Origin of the sequence: Lactobacillus sp. ESL0263, assembly GCF_003692845.1 — a bacterium.
In the GTDB taxonomy this organism is placed as follows: domain Bacteria; phylum Bacillota; class Bacilli; order Lactobacillales; family Lactobacillaceae; genus Lactobacillus; species Lactobacillus apis.
In genome coordinates, this window is sequence record NZ_REHL01000006.1 from 95,992 (window position 1) to 119,654 (window position 23,663).

The following is a 23,663-nucleotide window of genomic DNA, read 5'->3' on the forward strand; positions in this document are numbered from 1 at the left end:
GTTCTCCTTATCTAAGCCGCTTTACTACTTTTTCAAGGTGCATCCCATGTGATCCCTTCAGAACAACAATGTCGTGCGGCTTAATATCATTTCTCAGATCAGCTATCAATCGCTGCATCTGATCTTCTTTATAATAATGTAAATTCTCTGGTCCATATGTGTTCTTTAGAACATCAGCTAAATTTTCCATTTCTGAACCAAATAAATATACTTCGTTAATCACTTGCGGATCAAGGCAATCAGCAAGTCCAGCATGTAATGCAGCCGATCTTTCGCCTAATTCAAGCATGTCACCTAAAACGGCAATTCTGCGACTGCCTTCAGGGACCTGAATTTGACCAAAGCTGGAAATAACTGCTCGAACTGCTGTTGGGTTTGAGTTATAGACATCGCTCATGATGTCTTCGCCCACATCGCCTTTTTCCCATTCCATGCGATCAGCTGTCGGGGTAAAGCTTGCTAATGCGGTAGCAATTTCTTCATCACTTTCACCAAAATGACGACCAACGCATAGCGCCGAAAGAGCATTTGAAACATTATGTTTACCAATCATTGGAATAGTAAATTGGCTGTCAGAGTCATTGACCGTAAATGTTGCATGATGCTTATAGCTACGATAGCCAGTTGCATAAATGCTATCAGTTTGGTTAAAGCCAAACGTAATTTTAGCTTGCTCAAGCTTTTCAGCACGCTCACGTAAAAGTGGTTCATCCCCATTATAGATAAGCTCGCCATCTTCACGCAAGAAATCGGTAATCTCCATTTTGGCATCAGCGATGCCTTCACGCGAACCTAAATACTCAATATGCGCTTCACCAATCATGGTAATAACAGTTACGTCAGGATGGGTTAGTTCACTTAACTGGTGTAATTGGCCAGCGTGATCCATTCCCATTTCCAGAACTAAAATCTCCGTATTAGGTTTCATGTCCAAAATAGTCATTGGAACACCAATTTCATTGTTGAAGTTGGCATCGGTCTTGTGTACATTAAAGCGCTTAGCTAAAACCGCTGCGGTCATATCTTTAGTAGTAGTTTTACCATTAGAACCAGTAATTGCTACTACTGTAGGATTTACCTTGTTAAGGTAATATTGCGCTAGTTGTTGCATACTCAAAAGTGGATCGTCAACCTCTAAAACAGCAATGTTTTCAGGTTTATTAGGACGGTCTTTTTGCCATAAAGTTGCACTAGCGCCATTACTAATTGCACTATTGATAAAATCATGGCCATCACGTTCGCCTTTTAGCGGCACAAATAGTCCGCCTTCAGAGATCTTTCTTGAGTCGAAGGCAACAGAAGTAATAACAGTTTGGTCGTTACCTTCACAAGTCGAATTAATTGCTTTGGCAATTTCTGCCAGTTGCATTTTCATCTAATACTCTCCTACCTAAAAGAAATTTTGCTCAACCCAACATTATGTCTGCATAATTGTTACAGCATAATAATTACGTCTTACATAAAAAAGCAGCCCCAATGGGACTGCTTCCACCAGATTAAAGATATTACTTGTTGACACCATATTTCTTGTTGAACTTTTCGATTCGTCCATCTGCTTGAGCAAACTTTTGCTTGCCTGTGTAGAATGGGTGAGAATCTGAAGTAATTTCAACTCGAATCAATGGGTAAGTCTTACCTTCGTAATCTACTGTTTCTTTTGACTTTAAGGTTGAACCAGCAACAAATTTTGCACCTGTTGCGGAATCCATAAAGACAACTTCTTGGTAATCTGGGTGAATGCCTTGTTTCATGTTTATTACTCCTTTGCCATGACTCTCTTTCAAGCCATAGATTAATCGATTAACGTTTATTACAATAACATTTTTTTGAGTCAATTTCAAGATATATTACTAAACTAGCTTTTTATTAATTAAGAACAATATCGCTCGGCTTTACTTCCTTGCCAAAATAAGGCTTTAATTCTTTATTGTAATCTGTCACAAAAAAGCCTTGGTTTGTTAGTTTAGTGATTTCTTGGTTAGTCCAATCAAGTAGAGATTTATTGCCCTTTTTAACTGCTGGCGCAATGTATTGATTAGGACCAATATTTTTAATCCCAACCGTATAACTTGGATTTCGTTTAACCCACGCATACAGGTATGAATTGTCATCCGCTAATGCAGCAGCTCGTTTATTCTTAATTGCATTAAACTGTTGCGTTTTTGAATCAAATTTTAACAAGCTGACCCCACCTTTTTCAGTAAAATAATTCTCAGCAGTAGTCCCCTTATTCACAATAACCGTTTTGTTTTTCAATTGACGCTCATTACTAATCGGTGCATTTTTGGGTGAAATCACACCAACAGATACCTTCATATAGGGCCTAGCAAAATCAGCCACTTGTTTACGTTCTGGTGTCACAGTAAAGTTGGCCAACACAATATCAGCTTTATCAGAATTCAATGTGTCAACTCGATTATTAGCGTTAACCTGTGTAAACTTTGCTTTTACACCAAGATCTTTGGCCATTCTACGGGCCAAGCGTAAGTCATAGCCTCGCCGATTACCATGTTCATCTACCCAACCGTATGGTGGCAAATCACCAAAGACCGCTACACGCAAAACGCCACGCTTTTTTATTGCGACTACACTGCTGTCGCTTCCGCCGGTACTGTCATTTAATGAAGACCTGAAGCCAAAAAAGGTAACTAATAAGACAACAATTACAACTGACCAAATTGCTATACGCCTTTTAAGTTTATTTTTCTTCATTATAACTCCTTAAAAATCCATACTCTCTAAAAAGTCGCGTGCACGTTCAGTTTTGGGTTGGGCAAAAAAAGCTTTTCCGGGCGTATTTTCTAAAATGCGCCCATCTTCTAGGAATAGGACTTGGTCCGCTATTTGTTCCGCAAAGCCCATTTCATGCGTCACAATAATCATGGTCATATGGTGCTTTTTTGATAACTTAGTCATTATCTGCAAAATGCCGCGCACCATTTCTGGATCAAGTGAAGCAGTTACTTCATCAAACAGCATTACCTCTGGGTGCATGATTAAGGCGCGCACAATAGCGATTCTTTGCTTTTGTCCCCCAGATAATTCTCGAGGATACGAATCCGCATACTTCTCAAGCCCAACGTCTTTTAATAATCCTTCTGCTTCTTGAGCCACCTGATCTTTTGCACGCTTCTGTACCTTAGTAGGAGCTAATAAAATGTTTTCCATGACAGTTAAGTTAGGAAATAAATCATAACTTTGAAAGACCATGCCGATTTTTTGTCGTATCTCTTGCCAATTTTTATCGGTTGGCTTGATTTTTTCACCTTTAAAATAAACCGCACCGCTACTAAAATCTTCCAATCCATTAAGGCATCTGATTAAAGTGCTTTTTCCTGAGCCCGACGGACCAAGTAGAGTTAGAACCTCACCTTGATGCAACGTAAAATTAATATCGTGTAAAATATGGCGATCACCATAAAACTTGTTTAAATTTTCTACTCGTAAAATTTCTTCTGTCATTTTTCTTACCTATTCTCTTTAGCTGCCAACTTTTTAGACCAAAGTGACAATGGATAATCGATGATAAAGTACAAAATAAAAATCAGACCATAAATCCAAAAAACTGCAGTCGGATATTTTTGGTTATTAGCTTCAATAATTTGTTGACCAATTGCAATTACATCCATAATACTAATCATCATTAAGAGCGAAGTTGTTTTAATTACCCGCGTAGCGAGGTTAATCGTTGCAGGCAATTCCAACTTAACTGCCTGTGGTAATAACACATAGCGGAAAAGCTGCGTTTTACTTAAGCCTAATGCCAAACCAGATTCTTTTTGCGTTACTGGTACTGATTCGATAGCTCCACGGACAATATCACTAAATTCAGCGGCCACCCACAATGCAAAGGCGAGAATCGCCATCCAACTAGCCGGCCAGTTAATGTTGAAACTGCGTGGCAAAATGTAATAAACCAAATAAAGCAGGACAATTGTTGGCACAATTCTAAAGAACTCAAGGTAAAGCCTTAGAATAAAGCGTAGTGGCTTATTAGGTAGTGTTCTTAGAATTCCCAAAAGTGTCCCCAGAACTAAACCAGCAGCTAGACTATCAACGGAAATCCACACAGATGTCCACAATCCTTGCATGATTCTGGCAAAATTGTTTCCTGCAAAAAGGACATTAATCACCGAATGTTCCATAGCGCACTCTCCTTTCAAGCAAATTCAAGAGCAAAATAATTGGAATGAGGATGATTGCATACGCAACAACGAGAACAAACAAGTATTCATTAGAGCGGTAATACATACCAATTAAATCAAGTGCTGTATTTGTTAATTCTGGGATAGCAATTACAGAAAAGATTGAAGTTTCCTTAACCAAAAATATGACGTTAGCAGCTAGTGCAGGCATACTCAGTGCAAAACCTTGTGGAAAAACCACATAACGCGCTAATTGTAAATTATTCATCCCCAGCGCCTTACCATTATCAATTTGGGTCTGGTTAACACCACTAAAACCACCGGTAAATCCTTCTGCCATATAAGCACCGCCCAGAAAAATCAGTCCAATAATGCCACAAGTTGTAGCAGACATTTTCAAGCCAATAACAGGAAAAGCATAATACAGGAAAAATAATTGAATTAATAATGGTGTATTTCTTGCCAGTTCAACATAAGCTGTAAATAGCTGACTTAAAATTGGCACTTTAAAATACTGTATCAGGCTGCTTAGCGCACCAACAATTAGCGAACCTAAGATACCAACAAGCGAAAGCCATAAAGTTAGCTTAAAAGCTTGGGCAAAGATTGGTAAACTGTGACTAATAACTTGCCAGTTCATTTCTATCCCCATTTCTAAATAAAAAAGACCTATTTATCCACATGGACTTCATAGGTCTTGTCTAATTCCAATAACAAAAAACCACGAGCCGCGTCGGCACGTCGATTCTTTAATTAAGCAGTTATTAACTTTAAGAATCCGCGTGCCAAAAGATTGTCCACATTGTTTTTAACAAAACAGACTTTTTGACATTGTGTTTTACTTACACCAAGTTTAAACATGGTTTGTACTCCTTTTTTGTAATAACTGTTACTCTTCACATGCTATGCTTATACTTACTTTTTGTCAACAGATTTGCATCATTCATTTTTAATCATTTTTTATCAATCAGTTGTCTTAGAAACTAAAAAAAGGCATCCCCCATGGGATGCCTTTTAATTAGCTTAATTTTAAGCTTGTGATTTTTCTTTAATTGCCTGTGCTGATTGCTCCAGCAACTCTTCTTCTTCAGGAGTTAGTGCTAACTTAATTTTAGCTTCAATTCCGTTACGTCCAACAATTGTTGGATAAGACATATAAGTACCGTATTTTTCTTGGTAACTTGAAACTGGAAGTTCAGTATGTGAATCAGTTAAAATTGCACGTACAATTCTGACTGCAGCTGCGGAAACACCATAATTAGTGTAGTGCTTACCCACAAATACTGTTTGACCACCTGTCCTGATTTCATCTTCAAGGTCATCAAGACTCCACGAAGCTGATTTTGCCAGCTCAGTAATTGGTTGCTCCAAAACTTTGACAGTTGACCAAGCAGTGAATTGAGAGTCACCATGTTCGCCCAATGCAAAACCACTGATTGATCTTGGATCAACGTTGAATTTTTTAGCTACAACTTTCTTCATTCTAGCTGTATCCAAAAGGGTGCCTGTTCCCAAAACATGTTCTTTTGGTAAACCCGTTAATTGTTGATAAAGGTTGGTAATTGCATCAACTGGATTGGAAATTACCAACAAGATACCATTAAAACCGCTCTTCTTAATCGATTCAGTAATTGGTTGCAATTGCTTCTTATTGTATTCAAGCTCTTGGAAACGGTCGCCCTTAGTTTCAAGTGAGATCTTTCCCAGCGTACTAATAAGAACTTCTGCATCTTTAAGAGCATCATAATCATTAACTACAACATTTGTGTGATATGGCAAATTGGCCATTGCATCTTCAAAATCAACTGCATCGGCATTAACCTTGCCTTCGTTGACGTCAATCATTACCAAATCATCAACTAAGCCCGAAATAATTAATTCATGTGCAATCGTGCAGCCAACGTGGCCATCACCGATAATTCCAATTTTAGTAGACATAATTTTTAACCTTTCCTAGATTATTATTATCGCTTTTTGCGATACATCTTTATAAAGCTAATTATAGTTTTTCTTCAGCCTAAATTAAACTTTTTATCGTCTAAATTAATCAGAAATTTTACTTAACTTGTTCAACTTCTGCCTTGGTTGGAATTGAAGGCTGTGCACCATAACCTTGAACCGTTAACGAAGAAGCCTTGTTAGCAAATGTAATTGCATCACTTAAATTAGAAAAATCTGGTTTTAAGATACTGGTCATCGCACCAATAAAGGTATCACCGGCTGCTGTAGTATCAACTGCTTTTACTTTGAATGCAGGAATCAGACCTTGCTTATCTTGAAAATCGTAAAATGCACCCTTGTCGCCAATTGTAATTATGACAGCGGAGACACCTAATTCATGAAGTTTGTCAGCTGCCTTTTTAGCACTTTTTTCATCAACAACTTCAATTCCTGTAATAGTGGCAGCTTCGGTCTCGTTAGGGATAATAATATCCGTCACTTGCAATAATTCAGCCGGAATTTCGGTAATTGCTGGTGCTGGATTTAAGATTGTTTTTGCACTATTCTGACGCGCGATTTTGAATCCTTGAATTGTTGCCTCAATTGGTGTTTCAAACTGCGCAACAACAAAGTCACTTGCAGCAATTAGGTCGCTATTTTGCTCGATATCGTCTTGGTCAAAAGCGTAGTTAGCCCCAGAATAAATGGTAATTGAGTTTTGACCAGAATCATCTACCGTAATAAAAGCTTGACCTGTTGACTCATTAGCAACTTCTTTAACACCATCAAGGTTAATGTTTTCCTTTTTCAATAAAGCAAGCATTTCCTTACCCGGTGCGTCATCGCCAACGGCACCAACAAAACTAACAGCACAACCAGAACGCGCAGCAGCTACTGCTTGGTTGGCACCTTTTCCACCAGCTGCCGAATAGTGCTCCTTGGCATGGATTGTCTCACCTGGTTTAGCCATCTGCGCAACACGTAAATTGGTATCTAAGTTAATACTTCCTATTACTGTAACTTTGTTCATTTTTTCTCCTTATCAAATCAAAAGAAGGTTAAATCATCTTTTGTTATTCAAAAAGCTTGTAAGCTGTAATTGCTTTCAATTTAGCAAAAACCATACTTCAAATTCAAGTAGGCAAAGAAGAACTTTACTTAAATTTTGTTATTAGTTCAACGACTTTCTTTTTATTTTCATAATCCTAGCATATAATATTTATTAAATTTATTTTTCGTTCTTGTTATAGGGTAATTATTATGAAAAGACAACTCAATTTCTTCGCTGCCCTTGCCACTGTTATGGGAACCATGATTGGTGGCGGAGCTTTTTTTAAAATAGCTAATATTTCATCATTAACCCACAACGCGTGGTTAAGCATTTTAGTTTGGCCCCTGGCGGGCTTCATTACCCTAATGGCGGGACTCAGTATCGCTGAGCTGGCGTCCGTTTTCCCTGAAGACGGTGGACCAGTCAGATACCTTGACGAAATTTACGGTCCCAAAGTTTCATTTCTGTTTGGCTGGTCACTTATTATTATTTATTACCCAGCCAACATCGCCGCACTTTCAATTGTTTTTGCAACCCAGTTAAAAGAAATTCCTCAATTTAAAAACTTCTCAACTACAATCATCGCATTGATTGTTATGCTAGTTGTTTTGTTAATTAACTGGCTTGGTTCAAAACTAAGTGGTCAAGTTCAAAAAATTACGTTGGTCATCAAGTTATTACCAATTGCAGCAATTATCATTTTTGCTCTCTTTTACCAGGGACCAAATCAATTGGCTGGAGCACCAGCTCCTCATTTAACATCAGGTGCTGGTGCAGCAACCTTTGGCCAGGCGCTATTGGCAGTTTTATTTGCCTATGACGGTTGGCTCAGCATCGGTAACTTAGCCAGTGAAATCAGGAATCCGGCTAAGACTTTAGCCAAAGCAATTATCTGGGGACTATTCGGCGTAACTATCTTTTACACCCTACTCAATTGGAGCTATGTAAAAATCATTCCCTGGTCTAAAGTTGTTGGCAATCAAACGACTGCGCTATTGACCGCACAAAAGCTTTTCGGACACTTCGGCAGTATTATCATTGCAATCGGTATTTTGGTTTCTGTTTTCGGTGCCATCAACGGTCACACGCTTTTAGGTTCTAGAATGCCCTACGTTTTGGGTAAAGAACATCAGCTACCTGCTGCTAATTTCTTTGGTTCACTAAATAGTAAAACGATGGTACCAACAAATAGTATGCTCTTTGAATGTGCTATTGCGACCGTGATGATTTTTTCGGGAACATTCGATTCACTGACTAATATGCTTGTTTACGTTTCTTGGATCTTCTCAATCCTGTTATTTGTTGGTGTATTGATTTTAAGAAAAAGGCAGCCGAAACTGGAGCGTCCTTATAAGATTCCCTGGTATCCACTTCCACCACTGCTAGCAATTTGTGGCGCTCTCTTTATAGTGATTACTACCACGCTAACGCAGCCCGTCTTGTCGGCAATTGGCATTCTACTCACTTTGAGCGGCTGGCCTGTTTATCTCTATGTTCATCGCCAAAAAGCAAATTAAAAAGGTTTTGTCATATATGACAAAGCCTTTTATTTTTGCAGATTAAAGTTCCTGATAGAATGGACAAATGGGGGCTTTTATAGAACAAATAACAAAAATATATAATCTTGAAGTGATTCTCTATTTCAAGACTTTTTAACGCTAAATCAGTCCAGTTATACTATCCATAAAATTGACTATAACATTACCGAATATTGATTTAAAATAAATTTAGTTAAAAAAATTAAGACTAAAGATTAAACGGTATAAAATTTATGAGCATAAAAGCACTAGTTGTTGGCGTCAGTGAATATCATTACAACGATAATTCAAATCTTCCATTTTGTAAAAACGACATTAAGGCCATCTCTAAATCATTAATGAAGGGGCTCAATGTAAAAAAAGAAAATATATTTATATTGGGAAGCGATGGGATTGTTACACGATCATCTTTTGTTAGTAAACTTTTTAAAATGATTAATTGTGTTAAAGCTAATGACACTTTTATTCTTTATTTTTCCGGTCATGGAGGAAATATTGACGGAAAAAATCACTATCTTTTATTAACTGATAAAGAAATAAAAACTGAAGAGATTGTTAAGGATTTAGACTGTATTCCTTCTAAAAACAAGTTAATAGTTCTTGATACCTGCTACTCTGGTAATGTAAAAGTTGACGAAGCAGCTCCTCTTAAAACTGGTAAAAATATAGATAGCTTTCTAGACAAAGGTTATGCAATTATTTCCTCTTCAAGTTCAACTCAAAGCTCATACCCCTATGAAAATTCTAGCATCAGTGCATTTACAAAGTTTTTTTGCGAAGCAGTAGAAGATAAAACAATAATTAAAAAAGGGGAAAAATCTTTAAACGATATAATGAATTTAGTACGCTTTTATTTTGATTGGTGGAATAAACAAGTTAACAGAACCAAAATCCAAAACCCTTCTTTTCATTCAAATATCAAGGGCACCATAACATTTCCTATAAGTAATTACATTCCTTACCATCCCAAAAAATATAGAGAAGAAACAAAAGACTACATTATTTATTCTGTTGAACCTATCAGTACAGGGTCTTTAAAAAGATTAAGAGTTAAAATAATTGTTAAGAAATTCCCCTACTTTTTTAAAATTGCAGATTTAACTAATGAAATCGTCAACAAAGTTAAAAATCTAGATATATTTAATAGTAGCAGTTCTGAATATTTGTGGAAGAACAAAAAGGCAAATGTAGTTTTCTGCTTTTTTGGTAGAGATGAGCAAGACATGATGTATCAAAATTTCTTTTGTCATACAGTTTGGAAAGATAAAGCTAAGAACGAGAAACTACAAAAAATAAACTTTGGTGTTGAAAAAGAAATTAATAATATTGGTTTTGCTTTTAATGATAATTATCTTATTTTGAAGGATTTTCAAAATAAAAATACTGAAAAGGACTGTTTACTATTAAAAAAGCAAAGAACAATAACATATAAATTAATTGATCAAGCTGAAAGTTTTATTTCAACCTATAACGACTTTTTAAACAAAAATATAACCAGACAAGATTTAGTCAAACATATAAATCAAATCGGTCCGAAAATTAATGACCTATATATCGAAGATGGAAACCTGCCATTATCATCTAAAAAATTAAATAATTGGTATCAAGAATGTAAAAATTTAGCAGCAATAATTGATGACTTTCGTCTAGTTTTTATTGATGACGATTTTGAAAGAAAACCACTTAAAGACTTAGAAATTAAAATGAATGATGTGATAGACAGATATTATCAAGAACTTGAAGAATTAAAAAAGGAAGAAAATAAGTTTTTGACGTAGAAAAAGTGATAGTGTCTACTTGACAATTAATGCATTAAGTTAATTTCAAACTGGTTATTCTGCGTGCTGATTGGTAAAAGCAATTTACAAAAATAGAACTATATTTAAATAATTAAAAAGCCAGAATTCTTCACTAAAAGATTCTGGCTTTTATATATCAAAAGTAAATTTTATTTTTTTGAATTTCTTTTTTTAATACTGGAATTAATTTCTTTTACAGTCTGCGTCTGTGACAAAATAACGATTAGCCAAACGACAATATAAACTAATACAAAGACACCAATCAACCAAAAATTAACCGGCCACTTATTTATCCAGATCATTATTAAAACCAGTAAAAGTGTTCCTAGCAAATGAACACCAAAGGCCATAGCAAGCGGTATATCCATTGCAAAAATCATAGATAAAATACCTATTAACCCAGAAATAATGAAAACAGAAATAACACCTAAGGGACTGGTAGGAACACCTGGAAAAGCAAAGGTAAGTATTATCAAATAAGCAATTGCACCAAAGCCCATACCAGTAAAGAAATAGTTAATGAAATTACTTAATTTTCTCATTTTAAAGACCTAACTCTCTTTTTAATGCAGGCAAATACAGTCTAGAAACGTCAGCTTTTAGATTGTTTTTTAAAAGTGCAATCATATTTCCTGAAAAACCTACTTCTATCGATTCCAGAAAATTGATATTAATAATGCCGTGTTTTGAAACCTGAATAAAGCTATCACCCAGTTTTTCTAGTACCTGATATAATCGACCAGTTGTTTTTATTATGTTTCCAGTAGTATAAAAAGTAATATCTGTTGCTTGAATTTCTACTTTAATAATTTCTGTACGCTTAATTGTTACTATACAGTCTTCCACTTTAATTGGTAAAAGATCATATCTTTTTTTGCCAAATTTATGCAAATAGCTAATTAAATTATTAACTGCTTCACTTTTTTGAGCTGCTTTAATTTCAACTTCAATTTCTTGTTCGTCTAAAGTCGAATCTGTTTTAAATTCAATTTTCACTTTACTTATTGCGCCTTCTATCAGTGATAAAAGAAAGCAATCCAATTACCAAAATTAGTATTGCAATCATTAATAGCAAAACAAGCATATTATTTAGTCGACAACTATCCATTTTAAATTGTATTCCCAAATAATAAACAAGATGACTTTTTACATGAGTTGGAAGATCTGCCAATGTCTGTTTAAGTAAAAAGTCTCTTAAAGCAGCTGCTTCATAACTACTTGGTATTAATTTTACCAAACTTTGTGCTTGGGAGACCAATATACCGTATGGCAAATAAGTCGCTACAGCAAAGCCAGCAGCAGCTCCTAAAACGGCGGAAAGTCTGCTAAAAGTAGTGCTGGAATGCATGAAAAGCACGATTATTTCGTCTAATAAAGTTGCTGCAATCGCACCTACCAAGATATACAAAAGTCCTGGTAAATAGGCTGATTGAGGAATCGTAATATGATCAACTAATGAAAAGTACATTGCCATCACAACAAAAGTGATGATTTGCATAAAAAAGCTGACTACTATACCGGATAAAATATATGCAAAATTTTCTGCAAAGCGTGATATTCCTGTCAGTTCAAAATCGGCCTCAGCTCGAGTTTCGCGATCACTTACTTGTTGACCCAAAGCTTGAAAAGCCGTAGTAATGCCAGAAACTGCAACGATACCTGCTATCATCCATAAATCCAACATCTTAGTCACATGAGGTAATTGCTGCCAATTGCTTTTTAAATTATTTTGCAAAAAGCCAATATAGATAAAGAAGGAAATCAGTGCACCTAGGCATGACATGAATACACCAGGAATGTTAGAGAAATAAATTTTCAAATTTCTACGAAATAAAGCAAACATTTAATGTATCCCCTTTCCGGTAATTTGAAGGAAGGCATCATTGATTGTTCCTTTGCGGTACGAGAAATCAGTAATATTTTCTTGATTAGTTTTTAAAATTCCAATTGCTTCTTGAGGAGATAATGAATCAATTTCAACCTGATTGTGACTGAACTGAATGACTTTTTGTTTAGCCTGTAAAATTTCGGTGTCATTCACAGTAAGAATTAGTTTATTAGGGGCAAATTCTGTCTTGATTTCTGCTGCAGAACCACTTGCAAGAATTTGACCATTTTCCAAAATATACATTTGATCAGCATTTTCTGCCTCTTCTAAATAATGAGTTGTCAAAAATATAGTTAGGTTTTGCTGTTGTTGCAATTTAGTCAATAAGTTCCAAATAACAATTCTGGTTTGAATATCAAGCCCTGTAGTTGGTTCATCTAAAAAGAGCAAGTCCGGTTTACAAATCAGTGCTCGAGCAATGTCTACCCTCCTTTTTTGTCCACCTGATAAAGTGCCAAATTTTTGATTTAAAAATTCTTTGATATCCATCAAAGCAATTAGATGTTCAAGCCAATCTGGCGAATAATTGCGATACATCTGAGCTCTTAAATAAAGGTTATCTTTGACTGTTAAAGCATTATCTAAAACACTATTTTGGAAAACTACCCCTATTTTAAGATTTGAAACTTTTGAAATGATTCCCGAAGTTGGTTTTAATAGTCCTGTTAACATATTTATTGTGGTAGATTTGCCTGCGCCATTTGTTCCCAAATATGCCACCAATTGTCCTCGCTTGATTTGAATATCAGCTTTGTTAACGGCAATTTTATCACCAAATTTTTTAGTTAACTCCTGCGTTTCAATTAACATAGCGACACCTCCTCTTCAATTTAAATTAAGCATACTAGCGAAAATGAAATTTGTAGCACATTTGGTAATAAGAGGCGAAATAGTAATCACAAGAAGCTAAAATTAAGGCATGAAAAAAGTGCTAGCCAAATTTTTGGTCAGCACCTTTAATACTTAAAATCAATTTATTTACTTAAATAAAGCTCGTGTTAGATAATTATTCTAGTAGTAACCTTATCAAGCACACTTGTACTCTCCAGGATTTTACTACTATGTATCTGAGCTTATGCCAAAATATTTTTTGCCTTTGGTCACCAGAAACATTAGATTTTTGTAAATTTGCTCTGGCAAGCATATTGCAAACATCACTTGTGATCCACCCAAAGTTTAATCTACTTTAAAAGCAAAATATGTAACTCTAAAAAACAGCCTCCAAGGCTATTTTTTTACATATCTCATAAGATTGCTAAGTCACTTAACAGATTATAGTAAGCTTATTATTTTGGTAAACTAATTTTATCTCGAAGATGCTCTTTAATTTTATCATTTTGGTTTATTCTAGCTAATACACTTTTAATATAATCACAGCCAAAAATCTTATTAGCAATTCCTTTAGCCACTTCATCTTTTAATGTGCATATCCTAAGCAAATCAGAATATTCCTTATTTTTTATCGCTTCTGAGACTTCTGTATTGACTTCTTCAATAATATTGTCAACACTCATTTGTTTAGAAAACTCATCTACATATTTTTTGATATCTTCGAGGGCTTTATACTTTTTTGAATCTATGAATTCCGTTCGAATTTTATAATCAACTCGGTTTTTCACGATATCATATATTATTTTATCTTTTTTAACTTCAATAGTAGAAACAAGTTTACTTTTGAATTCTTCAATCTTCATATTGATTTTTTTAATGTCATCAGCATATTTCACATCTTTTAAAACTTGAAATATTACTTCTTCATCCAATAGCAGCATTTCTATTTCATTATATGGAAGACAAAAGACATTATCTTTTTTCAAGCTCTCCTTTTCAGAATTGGACATTCCATCGTTATCAATTATGCCAATTGCAGAATTTTCAATCCACTGAGGTAATTCGTTAAAAGTTTTTGTATATTGAATAACTTTATCATGTCCTCCTACAGGCTTTACCGTGTATTCTTCATATAATTTTGAATAAATTTTGTAATCATACTTCTCATTTGTTCCTTCACAAAATAATATTCTCTTTCGACTCCCTACAAGCTCTGAGATTAACTCAGTTGGTAGTTCACTGGATAATTTATCTTTATCATGTAAAATTTCCAATTCTGTATTATCAGTCGGACCGCTATTTTCCAGAGCAAAATGCTTGCACCAAACTAAAGTTGTATTATCTCTTGCTGTGATAAAATCAGGATTATGAGAAGTAAATATAAATTGACAATCAGAACGTTCTTCAATTAATATATCCCACAATCTGTTGTAAGACGCTGGATTAAGAAAGGTTTCGGGTTCATCAACAACAATATAGCTATCCCTTTTAGCCAAAATAATATTCCCAACATAAAATAAAATACACTTTTCGCCATCACTTAAACTATTTATTGAATATTCAGAATTTCCACTAGGTGTGTTTTTTTCAGCCATTAAGCAAGAATCTTGCGTTTTAGAGATATTTAAAGTTATTTCTGGTATTATATCGTTCCAAACTTTCTTTACTTTATCCAACTTAGATTCTGTTCTTTCAATCCTTCTTGGATATTTTTCAGCCCTTTGCCGATCCTCTTGCCCAACAGCTATATCATCATTTACTAAAGCTGAAATCATTGCTGTAAAAGGTGAAGCAATGTCCCCAATATACATATTTTCTTCCTTAAAGTCATTGTTAATGGGTTTTAAATTTATTTGTCGATAGTTTTCTAAATCATATTTTTGCCCAAGCAGTCTTAAATCAAAGTGCAAAACTTTTTGTGCAGGAATAACAGTTATGTTATCTAAAGCAATACTATTCAAACTATTTACAAATGTGCTCTTACCACTACCATTTTTTCCAACTATAATTATGTTACTATTGATAGTTGCCATGTTTGCCATTAGAACAATTCGACGCAAATTATTTATAAAGTCTCTGAGCATACCATTATTTATTTGAATCTCCTCGATACCAATAATGCTCTGAGTTGAAAGATTTTCATTTAATAGTTTAACGTTGTTTAAGCATAACTCAGCAGAGGAAATATAATTATTAAGAATTCCATGAAACTGCTTTGACATATCTTCATCATTAATTTCAGAAAAACTTTTTTCAAGTTTCTTTCGTAAATTTGTTAGATCCTTCTCAACTTTTTCGCATTGTTCTTTTACAGTCACATCATTATCTATAGCATGCGTACTTACTCCTTCCTCAATTTTTTCATAATCAGATACTTTATTCAGTATAAGCTCATACTCGTTTTCAATATTTCTTGTTAGCTCGATAGCATTAACATTTTTCCCCATGTAAATTTTCCTATTCTTCGTATAATTATAAAGTCTATTCTTAAAAGCACTTTTTGCTATAGTATAATTGCTATTTTAATAATTTCCAAATTGCTTCTAATTTAGTGCGAATCAATACATGACAAATAGCAAACTACTTACATGCTAAGTTATATAGAGTATTCTCCAGTTATGCTCTTAATCTACATAGTGAAAAACATTGACACAAAACTTTAAGCTGGCCTCCAAGAATACTTATATTGTCTTTAAGCTCCAAGTGTTTTTGCAAGCTAGCCTCCATTTATTAGTTTTTATCAAAAAAGACCACCGGAACTCGGTGGTCTTTTACTATTTAATTAAACTGCTTAACATAAAAATCCGCTTTAACTAGTATATATACTGTTTGTATTTATAGGTTATAGTCACTAAACTAGCTAGTGCTAATTTATTTGTGCTTATTCTGACTTTGAGATTACATTATCCAGACTACTCGTATCGTTCAAGTCAGCTTGCAAATACTCCTGACTATTTACTGGTAAATGTAATTCAAAATTTTCTATTGGTTGAATGCTGACAGTGACATCCTTCATCGTTGCGGCTAAAACATGTCCACCAAATGATAAGTCATCAGCTAAAAAGTGGTTATGAAAGCCTGAAACTCCCACACCTTGGAATACTTTAGGAGTATAAAAAGTAATCATTGTCCCTGCAATATCTTCTGCCTCAAATTCAACTTGATTTTGTGCAATCGTTCCTAAAGATGGATAGGGTTTTTGCGACTTTTTAGATGATCTGGTTCTAATTTTTTGGAAAACTCCTTTAGTCAAAAAAGCAAAAAACTGATTTTGGCCATTATTGGCATCAAGAACATCATTAAGCATTTGTTCTAATTCAACATTTTGATATTGCTTAAATTCACGATAACTATCATTGCAAACATCTGCATAGGTTACTTTAAAATCTTTTGGTAATTCAACTGCTTTACCACTCGTATCGATTTTATAGCCAACACCGTTTAAAATGACGAGTTCACCATCCACACCATCACCAGTGCCAATGCCAATACTTCCATGTGTCAATAAATCTTCAATCGGCATTGTACCATCCAATAAACCTTCAACTAACATTTGCATTGTACCGTGTTGGTATAAAGTATTTGCCATACTATTTCACTACTCCATCCTTTTAAATTTTTTATTTTTTAATCACCAGAAAGCAAAAAACAATCAGAACATAATTAGTTTTTACAAATCGGTTTAATACCAATGAGTGCTTAACTTAATAAGTCCAGATTGTTTATTTTTATTCCCATTCAATTGTTGAAGGTGGCTTACTCGTTACATCGTAGACGACGCGGTTAATGTTTGGCACTTCATCGACAATTCTAGTCGAGATTTTTTGCAAAACATCCCATGGCAGACGGGCAAAATCTGCTGTCATCCCATCAATTGAAGTAACTGCTCGAATACCAATGGTGTAGTCATAAGTACGGCCATCACCCATAACACCAACGGATTTAATTCCAGGTAAAACAGTAAAGTATTGCCATACGTCTTCTTGCAGTCCTGCCTTTTTAATTTCGTCACGTAAAATAGCATCACTGTCACGTACAATTTTTAGTTTGTCTTCTGTTACTTCGCCAAGAACTCTAATACCAAGACCAGGTCCAGGGAATGGTTGACGCCAGACCAAATCGTGTGGAATGCCTAGTTTTTCGCCCAATTCGCGCACTTCATCTTTAAACAACTTACGCAATGGTTCAATTAACTTGAAGTTTAGGTCCTTAGGAAGACCACCTACATTGTGGTGCGACTTAATTGTCTGTGCTGTGTTAGTTCCACTTTCAATTACATCAGTGTAAAGGGTACCTTGAGCCAAGAAATCAACATCCTTAATTTTCTTAGCTTCATCAGCAAATACTTCGATGAATTCCTTACCAATTATTTTACGTTTTTGTTCTGGATCAGTGACACCTTTTAGTTTATTTAAAAACCGTTCTTGAGCGTTCACACGAATAATGTTCACACCCAAATCACGATTTAAGGCTGCCATTACTTCGTCACCCTCATTTTTACGCAGCATCCCGTGATCAACGAAAATTGCAGTCAATTGATCTCCGATTGCTTTATGTAAAAGTGTTGCAGTCACACTAGAGTCTACCCCACCGGATAAACCAAGAATGACTTTTTTGTCACCAACCGTTTTTCTGATTTCTGCAACTTGTAAGTCAATAAAGTCGGTCATTGACCAATCATTTTTGGCACCACATACTTTAAAAGCAAAATTACGTAAAATGTCGAGACCATATTGTGTGTTGCGCACTTCGGCATGGAATTGAATACCATACATTTTGGCTTGATCGTTTGCAATCGCAGCAATCGGGCAGTTTTTACTTGAAGCAACGACTTCAAAGCCTTTAGGAGCCCCAGTTACTAGGTCCCCATGACTCATCCACACATATTGCTCTTTTGGTAAGTCACTGAATAAAACGTTGCTAGAATCTTCAACTTCAATTTCTGCACGACCGTATTCTGAATTGTCAGCTTTTTCAACTTTACCATCCAGATAGTACGACATTAATTGCATTCCGTAGCAGATACCTAAGATTGGAATCCCTAAGTCAAAAATTGCTGGGTCAACCTTAAGTGCATTTTCACCGTAGATACTATTTGGCCCACCAGAAAAAATAATCCCCTTTGGATTAATTTCCTTGATTCTCTCCATACTGACGTCATGCGGTAGGAGCTCAGAATAAACCCCAAAATCGCGCAAGCGCCTGGTAATTAATTGATTATATTGACTACCAAAATCTAAAACGATAATTTCATCAAAATCGTGAATGTCTTTTTTCACAAATATCCGAGCTCCTCTTCTAAAAAACATAAATTTATTTAAACTGTACTAAGAATTGTCTCTTTGGTCAACTACTTTTTTCACTGGAAATTCACTTGTAAAATTTAACTATATTTGATCGATGCTGTTTAAAATTCTGAATTCCAACTTCACCTTGCACAACTTAATTTGGTTTGTTAGAATTCACTCAACAAGTAAATATTAATCTATATATTGTCGTAATGTGGTCGACAGTCTCTACTCAGAACCGTAAATTCTGAACTATGGATAAACAATAACAATTAATTCAGCGCAAGCTGCCTTAAGGGTCTTTTTTACCATAGTTTTGGTAGAGAAGGCCCTTTTATTTTTCAAGGAGGAAATTGTGAAGCTTTTAGAAGATCGGATCCGTCAAGACAGTGAGGTTCTACCTGGTGATGTACTAAAAATTAATTCTTTTCTGAATCATCAGGTTGATCCAGAGCTGATGATGGCTGTGGGCAAAGAGTTTGCTCGTCTGTTTGATCAAAGCGGAGTTACAAAAGTATTAACCTGTGAGGCTTCTGGTATTGCTCCCGGAGTAATGGCAGCATACGAACTTCATGTGCCAATGGTTTTTGCTCGCAAGAAAAAGCCATCAACACTTAATGATGCGGTTTACTGGGCTGACGTATATTCCTACACCAAGAAAACCACAAATCAAATTTGTGTAGAACAAAAATTTTTACATGAAGACGACAACTTATTGATTATCGATGACTTTTTGGCTAACGGCGAAGCAGTCAAGGGAATGATTAACATAGCTAATCAAGCCAATGCTAATGTTGCTGGAATCGGTATCGTGGTTGCGAAAACTTTCCAAGGTGGCAGCAGCTGGATTAAAGAACACGGCTACCGCCTAGAATCCTTAGCAAATATCGCTAGTTTAGCTAACGGTGAAGTTCAATTTGCGGACGAAAAATAATGAAGCAAGAAGAAGTTAGTCACCAAAAAGCAGCTATTTTAGGTCTACAGCACCTATTGGCCATGTACTCTGGTGCAGTTGCCGTTCCATTATTAATTGGAACCGCGCTAAAGTTCAACGCTGAACAACTGACTTATCTTGTCTCAATTGACATCTTTATGTGTGGGCTTGCAACACTACTACAACTCATGCGAAACAAATACTTTGGTATTGGTTTTCCAGTAATCTTGGGTTGTGCCATTCAAGCAGTTGCACCTTTACAAATGATCGGTCAAAAGTTTTCGATTAACGATATGTATGGTGCCATTATCATTGCAGGAATCTTTGTCATCTTGATTTCTGGCGTTTTTGCCAAAATCAAGAAGTACTTTCCACCAGTGGTTACAGGAACTCTAATCACTACTATTGGTCTTACATTGGTCCCTGTTGCCGTTCAAAATATGGGTGGTGGCAATGCTAATGCCAAAGACTTTGGTAGCAGCCAAAACCTGATATTGGCTTTCAGTACAATGTTCATTATCTTGGCATTAGAAATCTGGACTAAAGGCTTCTTGCGGTCAATCTCGGTTCTTATCGGCTTAGTTGCCGGGACCGTAATTGCATCTTTGATGGGACGAGTTTCCTTAACACCAGTTTTAGAAGCTTCTTGGTTTCATTTACCACAATTATTCTACTTTGGTGTTCCGAAATTCGAATGGTCATCCAGTTTGACCATGATGATTATCGCATTAGTTTCAATGATTGAGTCTACCGGCGTCTTCTTTGCTACAGGCGACCTAATCGGCCATGATGTAACTGAAGAGGATTTAAAAAAGGGGTATCGTGCAGAAGGATTAGCACAAATCTTTGGTGGTTTGTTTAATGCTTTTCCGTACACTACCTTCTCCCAGAACGTTGGACTACTTCAACTGTCAGGTATTAAAACAAAAAGACCAATTTATTGGGCAGCTGGCCTGTTAATGGCTATGGGACTGTTACCAAAAATTGGTGCACTAGTTACTATTATTCCTACTCCTGTTTTAGGTGGCGCAATGCTGGTAATGTTTACCATGATTGCCGTTCAAGGAATTAAAACACTTGTAAAAGTAGATTTGAGTGACAATAATAATATCCTAATCATCGCAATTTCAGTTGGCTTAGGACTTGGCGTCACTATTTATCCACAATTTTTCAAGAACTTACCTGCAACAGTTCAATTGTTTTTAAGTAACGGAATTGTTATCACCAGTTTATCCGCTACACTTCTAAATCTTTTATTGAAGGGAGGTGAGTCAAAGGAAAAATAGAAAAATCAAACTGCAAATATCATGTGAACAATTATTTTCCCTTAAAATTATTTTGTTCGCGCCAAAAGGCATCTTCTAAGTCGAAGATGCCTTTTCTAATTACCAAAATAGCTCACGCTTTATTCAATTATTGCATTCAATTTCGGTTTGGACTCATTTCCAGAATCCATATTGAAATATTGCGTGCAAGTTTCTAACATCAATTCGCCTATCTTTTCAAACGGTTGATCTTCTATTTTTTCCACGTACTTCATAATTCCAACTGCTGTAATAAAAATTAGAAAAACTTGTGTTTCAGGCAAAATCTCAACCTTAGGACCTTTTGTCCTATATCCTTCAATAAACGAGCTAATCAGATTTCTGTTTAAATTAAAATCTTGATAAAACAGTTTGATGAAGTCTTGATAGTTTACACCTTTTCTTGCTCGCTCAAAGTCGATTAAACGCAGTTTTCCATTGACAAGTTTGTAATTGCGCACACCAACATCACCATGAAGTACTACCGTGGAATAAGCACATAAATCATGTTCAATTTTGGCTTTAATTGGATTAAATGCTTTTAATAGTTCTTCAAGTCTGTCCTTGATCGCAATGTTTTTTAGACTGCTAACATCCATCTCAATCTTTTTAAAAAGCTGTTCATTAAGATAAATGCCCTCAAATGGTTTTACATTTTGATGAAAGGTTGACAACTCTTGTCCCATTTCAAAAGCCAATTCGGCTGTAAGCGGTAGTTTTAAGTCTATCGGGTCACAATCCTTCATTATTAATATGAAGCGCTGCGGATTTTCAATCGTAAAAAAGCCTAATACGCGTGAATTAAGTTGTTCATTAACAGTTTTTTCGGTTAAAAATTTACCTTCTTGAGAAAAAACTTTGACAAAAATCACTTGTTTATAAAGCTCACTATACCCAACAAAAGTGCTGTTTAGTGACTCATGCGTTATTTGGGTTAATGTTGCCTTTAATTTTTCCTGTAAAATTTTTCTAGTTTCCATATGTATATCTCTTTTAGTCTCTATAGTTTTTTATGATTTTTAATTCAAATTAGTTCACACGATTTTCTTACTAATCAAGGTAGAAATCCGCAAAGGCAAAAGCCCACTGACTTATAATGATTAGATTGCTAAACTCAATAATACCCATAGCAGAAACTGAAGTAGGCGTCTCAATTGATTGCACTGGCAACTTATTAATAAACAATTCGTCAACTGTAACCCCTAATATATCTGCCAGTTGAAAAGCCAAACCTAGTGAGGGATCATATTTGTCATTTTCAATTCTATTAATCGTTTGGCGACTAACATTGGCTTCTTCTGCTAATTGAGCCTGTGAATAGCGCTGTTTCTTACGTAATTTAAGTAAATCATGTTTTACATATTTAAGCAATATCTAATCAAGAAATATTTTCCTTCACTTTTTTCTCAACTCCAACAATCAAATAAATAATTTCAGGTTAAGTTTGCGTATTTCTTTGCATTATAGCTGTCCTTTTTAATACAATATAGATTAAGTTATTTTGAAAGGACAGATTAAATGAAAAAAGCAGAATGTACAACTATTCTTGTCGGTAAAAATGCTTCAATTGATGGCTCAGCAATGATTGCCAGAAGTGAAGACGGTGGACGTGAAATTATTCCCGAAGGTTTCGAACTCATTACACCAGAAAAGCAACCTAAGCACTATGAAAGTGTTATTAGTCACCAAAAAATTGATGATGAGGACTTAGCAGATACTCCTTTACGCTACACTAGTGCACCAGACGTATCAGGTGAAAGTGGTATTTGGGCAGCAGCCGGAATTAACTCCGAAAACATTGCAATGACTGCAACTGAAACAATCACTACGAATTCCCGCATCCAAGGAATCGACCCACTAGTAACTGAAGGTGGACTTGGTGAAGAAGACTTTGTTACTTTGACATTGCCTTATATCCACAGCGCTCTTGACGGTGTTAAACGGATGGGTTACTTACTTGAAAAGTATGGTACTTATGAAATGAATGGTATGGCTTTTGCTGACCATGATGAAATTTGGTACCTTGAAACAATCGGTGGTCATCACTGGATCGCTCGTCGCATCCCTGATGACGCTTATGTTGTTGCTCCTAACCGTTTGAACATTGATGAATTCCACTTTGGTGAAGACGGCTTTTTAGCTGACGATACTTTGGAAGGTTTAATCGAAGAATACCACTTAAACCCTGATCGTGAAGGCTACAACATGCGTCACATTTTTGGTAGTTCAACTGTTAAAGATGCGCACTACAACAACCCTCGTGCTTGGTTTGTACACAATTACTTTGATCCAGAATTTGGTGGCAAACCAACTGATCAGGACCAACCATTCATTTGCCACGCTAACCGTAAGATTAGTATTGAAGACATTTGTTTTGTAGAAAGTTCACACTACCAAGATACACCATTTGACCCATACGGCGACCTTGGTACTCCTGAGCAAAAGAAGACTTATCGTCCAATTGCACTTAACCGTAACTTCGAAACTCATATTCTCCAAGTTAGAAATGATGTTCCAGAAGAAATCGCTGGTGTTCAATGGCTTTGCTTCGGTCCAAACACTTTTAACAGCTTTGTTCCTTTCTATACCAATGTTAATGACACTCCTGCAAGCTTCCAAACTGGTCCAAAATTTGATCTCAACAAGATTTTCTGGTTAAACAAGCTAACTGCACAACTTGGAGACACTAATTTTAAGGTATATGGCGAGCTTGAAAGTGACTTTGAACAAAAATCATTATCACAATGCCACTTTATTCAACACGAAACTGATAAGAAGGCCGCAGGTCTTACAGGTAAAGAAGCTGAAGACTTGTTAACTGAAGCTAACCAAAAGATGGCCGACCAAGTTTACAACAATACAATTGAATTGCTCAGCAACATGGTTAATGAAGGTCATAACTTAGCTACACTTAAGTTTGACTTATTAGACTAAGGCTACCGGT

General features: G+C 35.5%; 22 protein-coding genes and 1 riboswitch. Of the genes, 5 read left to right on the forward strand and 17 right to left on the reverse strand.

The genetic code is table 11. The annotated features are described in order from the left end of the window. Positions 1–7: 7 nt before the first annotated feature. The 8 genes from murF to rbsK all read right to left on the reverse strand — a co-directional run bounded on the left by murF (position 8) and on the right by rbsK (position 7,116). The gene (gene murF / locus F5ESL0263_RS06860) at positions 8–1,375 is read right to left on the reverse strand and encodes a UDP-N-acetylmuramoyl-tripeptide--D-alanyl-D-alanine ligase (RefSeq protein ID WP_122035831.1); all 1,368 of its coding nucleotides are present in this window, start codon (positions 1,373–1,375) and stop codon (positions 8–10) included. Positions 1,376–1,505: 130 nt separating this feature from the next. Further along, positions 1,506–1,751, reverse strand: a complete 246-nt coding sequence (locus tag F5ESL0263_RS06865) for a type B 50S ribosomal protein L31 (protein WP_046307648.1) — start codon at positions 1,749–1,751, stop codon at positions 1,506–1,508. A 115-nt stretch (positions 1,752–1,866) separates the two neighbouring features. Further along, positions 1,867–2,712, reverse strand: a complete 846-nt coding sequence (locus F5ESL0263_RS06870; RefSeq protein WP_122035833.1) for a transporter substrate-binding domain-containing protein — start codon at positions 2,710–2,712, stop codon at positions 1,867–1,869. Between the two features lie 9 nt (positions 2,713–2,721). Continuing rightward, the gene (locus tag F5ESL0263_RS06875; RefSeq protein ID WP_122035835.1) at positions 2,722–3,462 is read right to left on the reverse strand and encodes an amino acid ABC transporter ATP-binding protein; all 741 of its coding nucleotides are present in this window, start codon (positions 3,460–3,462) and stop codon (positions 2,722–2,724) included. Positions 3,463–3,467: 5 nt separating this feature from the next. Continuing rightward, positions 3,468–4,145 (reverse strand): amino acid ABC transporter permease, encoded by a 678-nt coding sequence (locus tag F5ESL0263_RS06880; RefSeq protein WP_122035837.1) that lies wholly within the window; start codon positions 4,143–4,145, stop codon positions 3,468–3,470. Then, a complete protein-coding gene (locus F5ESL0263_RS06885) occupies positions 4,126–4,785 on the reverse strand; it encodes an amino acid ABC transporter permease (protein WP_122035839.1) in 660 nt (219 codons plus the stop codon). The genes F5ESL0263_RS06880 and F5ESL0263_RS06885 overlap by 20 nt, the downstream gene beginning before the upstream one ends. Before the next feature lie 389 nt (positions 4,786–5,174). Continuing rightward, complete coding sequence (locus tag F5ESL0263_RS06890) at positions 5,175–6,083, reverse strand: L-lactate dehydrogenase (protein WP_122035841.1); 909 nt, start codon at positions 6,081–6,083, stop codon at positions 5,175–5,177. A gap of 118 nt (positions 6,084–6,201) precedes the next feature. Then, positions 6,202–7,116: a ribokinase gene (gene rbsK / locus F5ESL0263_RS06895; RefSeq protein ID WP_122035843.1), complete on the reverse strand. Its 915-nt coding sequence runs from the start codon at positions 7,114–7,116 to the stop codon at positions 6,202–6,204. Between the two features lie 230 nt (positions 7,117–7,346). Here rbsK and F5ESL0263_RS06900 point away from each other — a divergent pair, with 230 nt between their 5' ends. Both F5ESL0263_RS06900 and F5ESL0263_RS06905 read left to right on the forward strand, forming a co-directional pair. After that, on the forward strand, positions 7,347–8,654 hold the full coding sequence (locus tag F5ESL0263_RS06900) for an APC family permease (protein WP_122035846.1): 1,308 nt from the start codon (positions 7,347–7,349) through the stop codon (positions 8,652–8,654). 254 nt (positions 8,655–8,908) lie between these two features. After that, positions 8,909–10,453, forward strand: coding sequence for a caspase family protein (locus F5ESL0263_RS06905; protein ID WP_122035849.1), 1,545 nt, complete (start codon positions 8,909–8,911; stop codon positions 10,451–10,453). Positions 10,454–10,623: 170 nt separating this feature from the next. Here the strand turns inward: F5ESL0263_RS06905 and F5ESL0263_RS06910 are convergent, their stop codons facing one another. The 7 genes from F5ESL0263_RS06910 to guaA all read right to left on the reverse strand — a co-directional run bounded on the left by F5ESL0263_RS06910 (position 10,624) and on the right by guaA (position 18,472). Then, positions 10,624–11,016 (reverse strand): DUF3021 family protein, encoded by a 393-nt coding sequence (locus tag F5ESL0263_RS06910; RefSeq protein WP_122035852.1) that lies wholly within the window; start codon positions 11,014–11,016, stop codon positions 10,624–10,626. Position 11,017: 1 nt separating this feature from the next. Further along, on the reverse strand, positions 11,018–11,470 hold the full coding sequence (locus tag F5ESL0263_RS06915; RefSeq protein WP_122035854.1) for a LytTR family DNA-binding domain-containing protein: 453 nt from the start codon (positions 11,468–11,470) through the stop codon (positions 11,018–11,020). 1 nt (position 11,471) lies between these two features. After that, on the reverse strand, positions 11,472–12,317 hold the full coding sequence (locus F5ESL0263_RS06920; RefSeq protein ID WP_122035856.1) for an ABC transporter permease: 846 nt from the start codon (positions 12,315–12,317) through the stop codon (positions 11,472–11,474). Continuing rightward, positions 12,318–13,172: an ABC transporter ATP-binding protein gene (locus F5ESL0263_RS06925; RefSeq protein WP_122035859.1), complete on the reverse strand. Its 855-nt coding sequence runs from the start codon at positions 13,170–13,172 to the stop codon at positions 12,318–12,320. Between the two features lie 476 nt (positions 13,173–13,648). Continuing rightward, positions 13,649–15,640: an AAA family ATPase gene (locus F5ESL0263_RS06930; RefSeq protein WP_122035861.1), complete on the reverse strand. Its 1,992-nt coding sequence runs from the start codon at positions 15,638–15,640 to the stop codon at positions 13,649–13,651. A gap of 434 nt (positions 15,641–16,074) precedes the next feature. Next, the gene (budA, locus tag F5ESL0263_RS06935) at positions 16,075–16,782 is read right to left on the reverse strand and encodes an acetolactate decarboxylase (RefSeq protein ID WP_122035864.1); all 708 of its coding nucleotides are present in this window, start codon (positions 16,780–16,782) and stop codon (positions 16,075–16,077) included. A gap of 139 nt (positions 16,783–16,921) precedes the next feature. Next, positions 16,922–18,472 carry a glutamine-hydrolyzing GMP synthase gene (gene guaA, locus F5ESL0263_RS06940; RefSeq protein ID WP_122035867.1) on the reverse strand — a complete coding sequence of 517 codons (1,551 nt, stop codon included), beginning with the start codon at positions 18,470–18,472 and terminating at the stop codon, positions 16,922–16,924. A 186-nt stretch (positions 18,473–18,658) separates the two neighbouring features. Next, a riboswitch (purine riboswitch) is annotated at positions 18,659–18,756 on the forward strand. A gap of 80 nt (positions 18,757–18,836) precedes the next feature. Between guaA and F5ESL0263_RS06945 the strand changes: the two genes are divergently transcribed. After that, the gene (locus tag F5ESL0263_RS06945; RefSeq protein ID WP_122035869.1) at positions 18,837–19,415 is read left to right on the forward strand and encodes a xanthine phosphoribosyltransferase; all 579 of its coding nucleotides are present in this window, start codon (positions 18,837–18,839) and stop codon (positions 19,413–19,415) included. Then, positions 19,415–20,701, forward strand: coding sequence for a nucleobase:cation symporter-2 family protein (locus tag F5ESL0263_RS06950; protein WP_122035871.1), 1,287 nt, complete (start codon positions 19,415–19,417; stop codon positions 20,699–20,701). The genes F5ESL0263_RS06945 and F5ESL0263_RS06950 overlap by 1 nt, the downstream gene beginning before the upstream one ends. 119 nt (positions 20,702–20,820) lie before the next feature. Here the strand turns inward: F5ESL0263_RS06950 and F5ESL0263_RS06955 are convergent, their stop codons facing one another. Beyond that, positions 20,821–21,699: a phosphotransferase gene (locus F5ESL0263_RS06955; RefSeq protein WP_199724320.1), complete on the reverse strand. Its 879-nt coding sequence runs from the start codon at positions 21,697–21,699 to the stop codon at positions 20,821–20,823. Between the two features lie 70 nt (positions 21,700–21,769). After that, on the reverse strand, positions 21,770–22,090 hold the full coding sequence (locus tag F5ESL0263_RS08780; RefSeq protein WP_370448856.1) for a helix-turn-helix transcriptional regulator: 321 nt from the start codon (positions 22,088–22,090) through the stop codon (positions 21,770–21,772). Between the two features lie 147 nt (positions 22,091–22,237). On the opposite strand from F5ESL0263_RS08780, the gene F5ESL0263_RS06965 reads away from it, so the two are divergent. Then, complete coding sequence (locus tag F5ESL0263_RS06965; protein ID WP_074425793.1) at positions 22,238–23,653, forward strand: C69 family dipeptidase; 1,416 nt, start codon at positions 22,238–22,240, stop codon at positions 23,651–23,653. The last annotated feature ends 10 nt before the right edge of the window (positions 23,654–23,663 follow it).

Coding starts and splice junctions, on each gene's coding strand:
- murF (WP_122035831.1), bottom strand. CDS start 1,375: ATGAAAATGCAACTGGCAGAAATTGCCAAAGCAATTAATTCGACTTGT.
- F5ESL0263_RS06900 (WP_122035846.1), top strand. CDS start 7,347: ATGAAAAGACAACTCAATTTCTTCGCTGCCCTTGCCACTGTTATGGGA.
- rbsK (WP_122035843.1), bottom strand. CDS start 7,116: ATGAACAAAGTTACAGTAATAGGAAGTATTAACTTAGATACCAATTTA.
- F5ESL0263_RS06870 (WP_122035833.1), bottom strand. CDS start 2,712: ATGAAGAAAAATAAACTTAAAAGGCGTATAGCAATTTGGTCAGTTGTA.
- F5ESL0263_RS06905 (WP_122035849.1), top strand. CDS start 8,909: ATGAGCATAAAAGCACTAGTTGTTGGCGTCAGTGAATATCATTACAAC.
- F5ESL0263_RS06865 (WP_046307648.1), bottom strand. CDS start 1,751: ATGAAACAAGGCATTCACCCAGATTACCAAGAAGTTGTCTTTATGGAT.
- budA (WP_122035864.1), bottom strand. CDS start 16,782: ATGGCAAATACTTTATACCAACACGGTACAATGCAAATGTTAGTTGAA.
- F5ESL0263_RS06965 (WP_074425793.1), top strand. CDS start 22,238: ATGAAAAAAGCAGAATGTACAACTATTCTTGTCGGTAAAAATGCTTCA.
- F5ESL0263_RS06890 (WP_122035841.1), bottom strand. CDS start 6,083: ATGTCTACTAAAATTGGAATTATCGGTGATGGCCACGTTGGCTGCACG.
- F5ESL0263_RS06910 (WP_122035852.1), bottom strand. CDS start 11,016: ATGAGAAAATTAAGTAATTTCATTAACTATTTCTTTACTGGTATGGGC.
- F5ESL0263_RS06920 (WP_122035856.1), bottom strand. CDS start 12,317: ATGTTTGCTTTATTTCGTAGAAATTTGAAAATTTATTTCTCTAACATT.
- F5ESL0263_RS06880 (WP_122035837.1), bottom strand. CDS start 4,145: ATGGAACATTCGGTGATTAATGTCCTTTTTGCAGGAAACAATTTTGCC.
- F5ESL0263_RS06925 (WP_122035859.1), bottom strand. CDS start 13,172: ATGTTAATTGAAACGCAGGAGTTAACTAAAAAATTTGGTGATAAAATT.
- F5ESL0263_RS06930 (WP_122035861.1), bottom strand. CDS start 15,640: ATGGGGAAAAATGTTAATGCTATCGAGCTAACAAGAAATATTGAAAAC.
- F5ESL0263_RS06950 (WP_122035871.1), top strand. CDS start 19,415: ATGAAGCAAGAAGAAGTTAGTCACCAAAAAGCAGCTATTTTAGGTCTA.
- F5ESL0263_RS06885 (WP_122035839.1), bottom strand. CDS start 4,785: ATGAACTGGCAAGTTATTAGTCACAGTTTACCAATCTTTGCCCAAGCT.
- F5ESL0263_RS06875 (WP_122035835.1), bottom strand. CDS start 3,462: ATGACAGAAGAAATTTTACGAGTAGAAAATTTAAACAAGTTTTATGGT.
- F5ESL0263_RS06955 (WP_199724320.1), bottom strand. CDS start 21,699: ATGGAAACTAGAAAAATTTTACAGGAAAAATTAAAGGCAACATTAACC.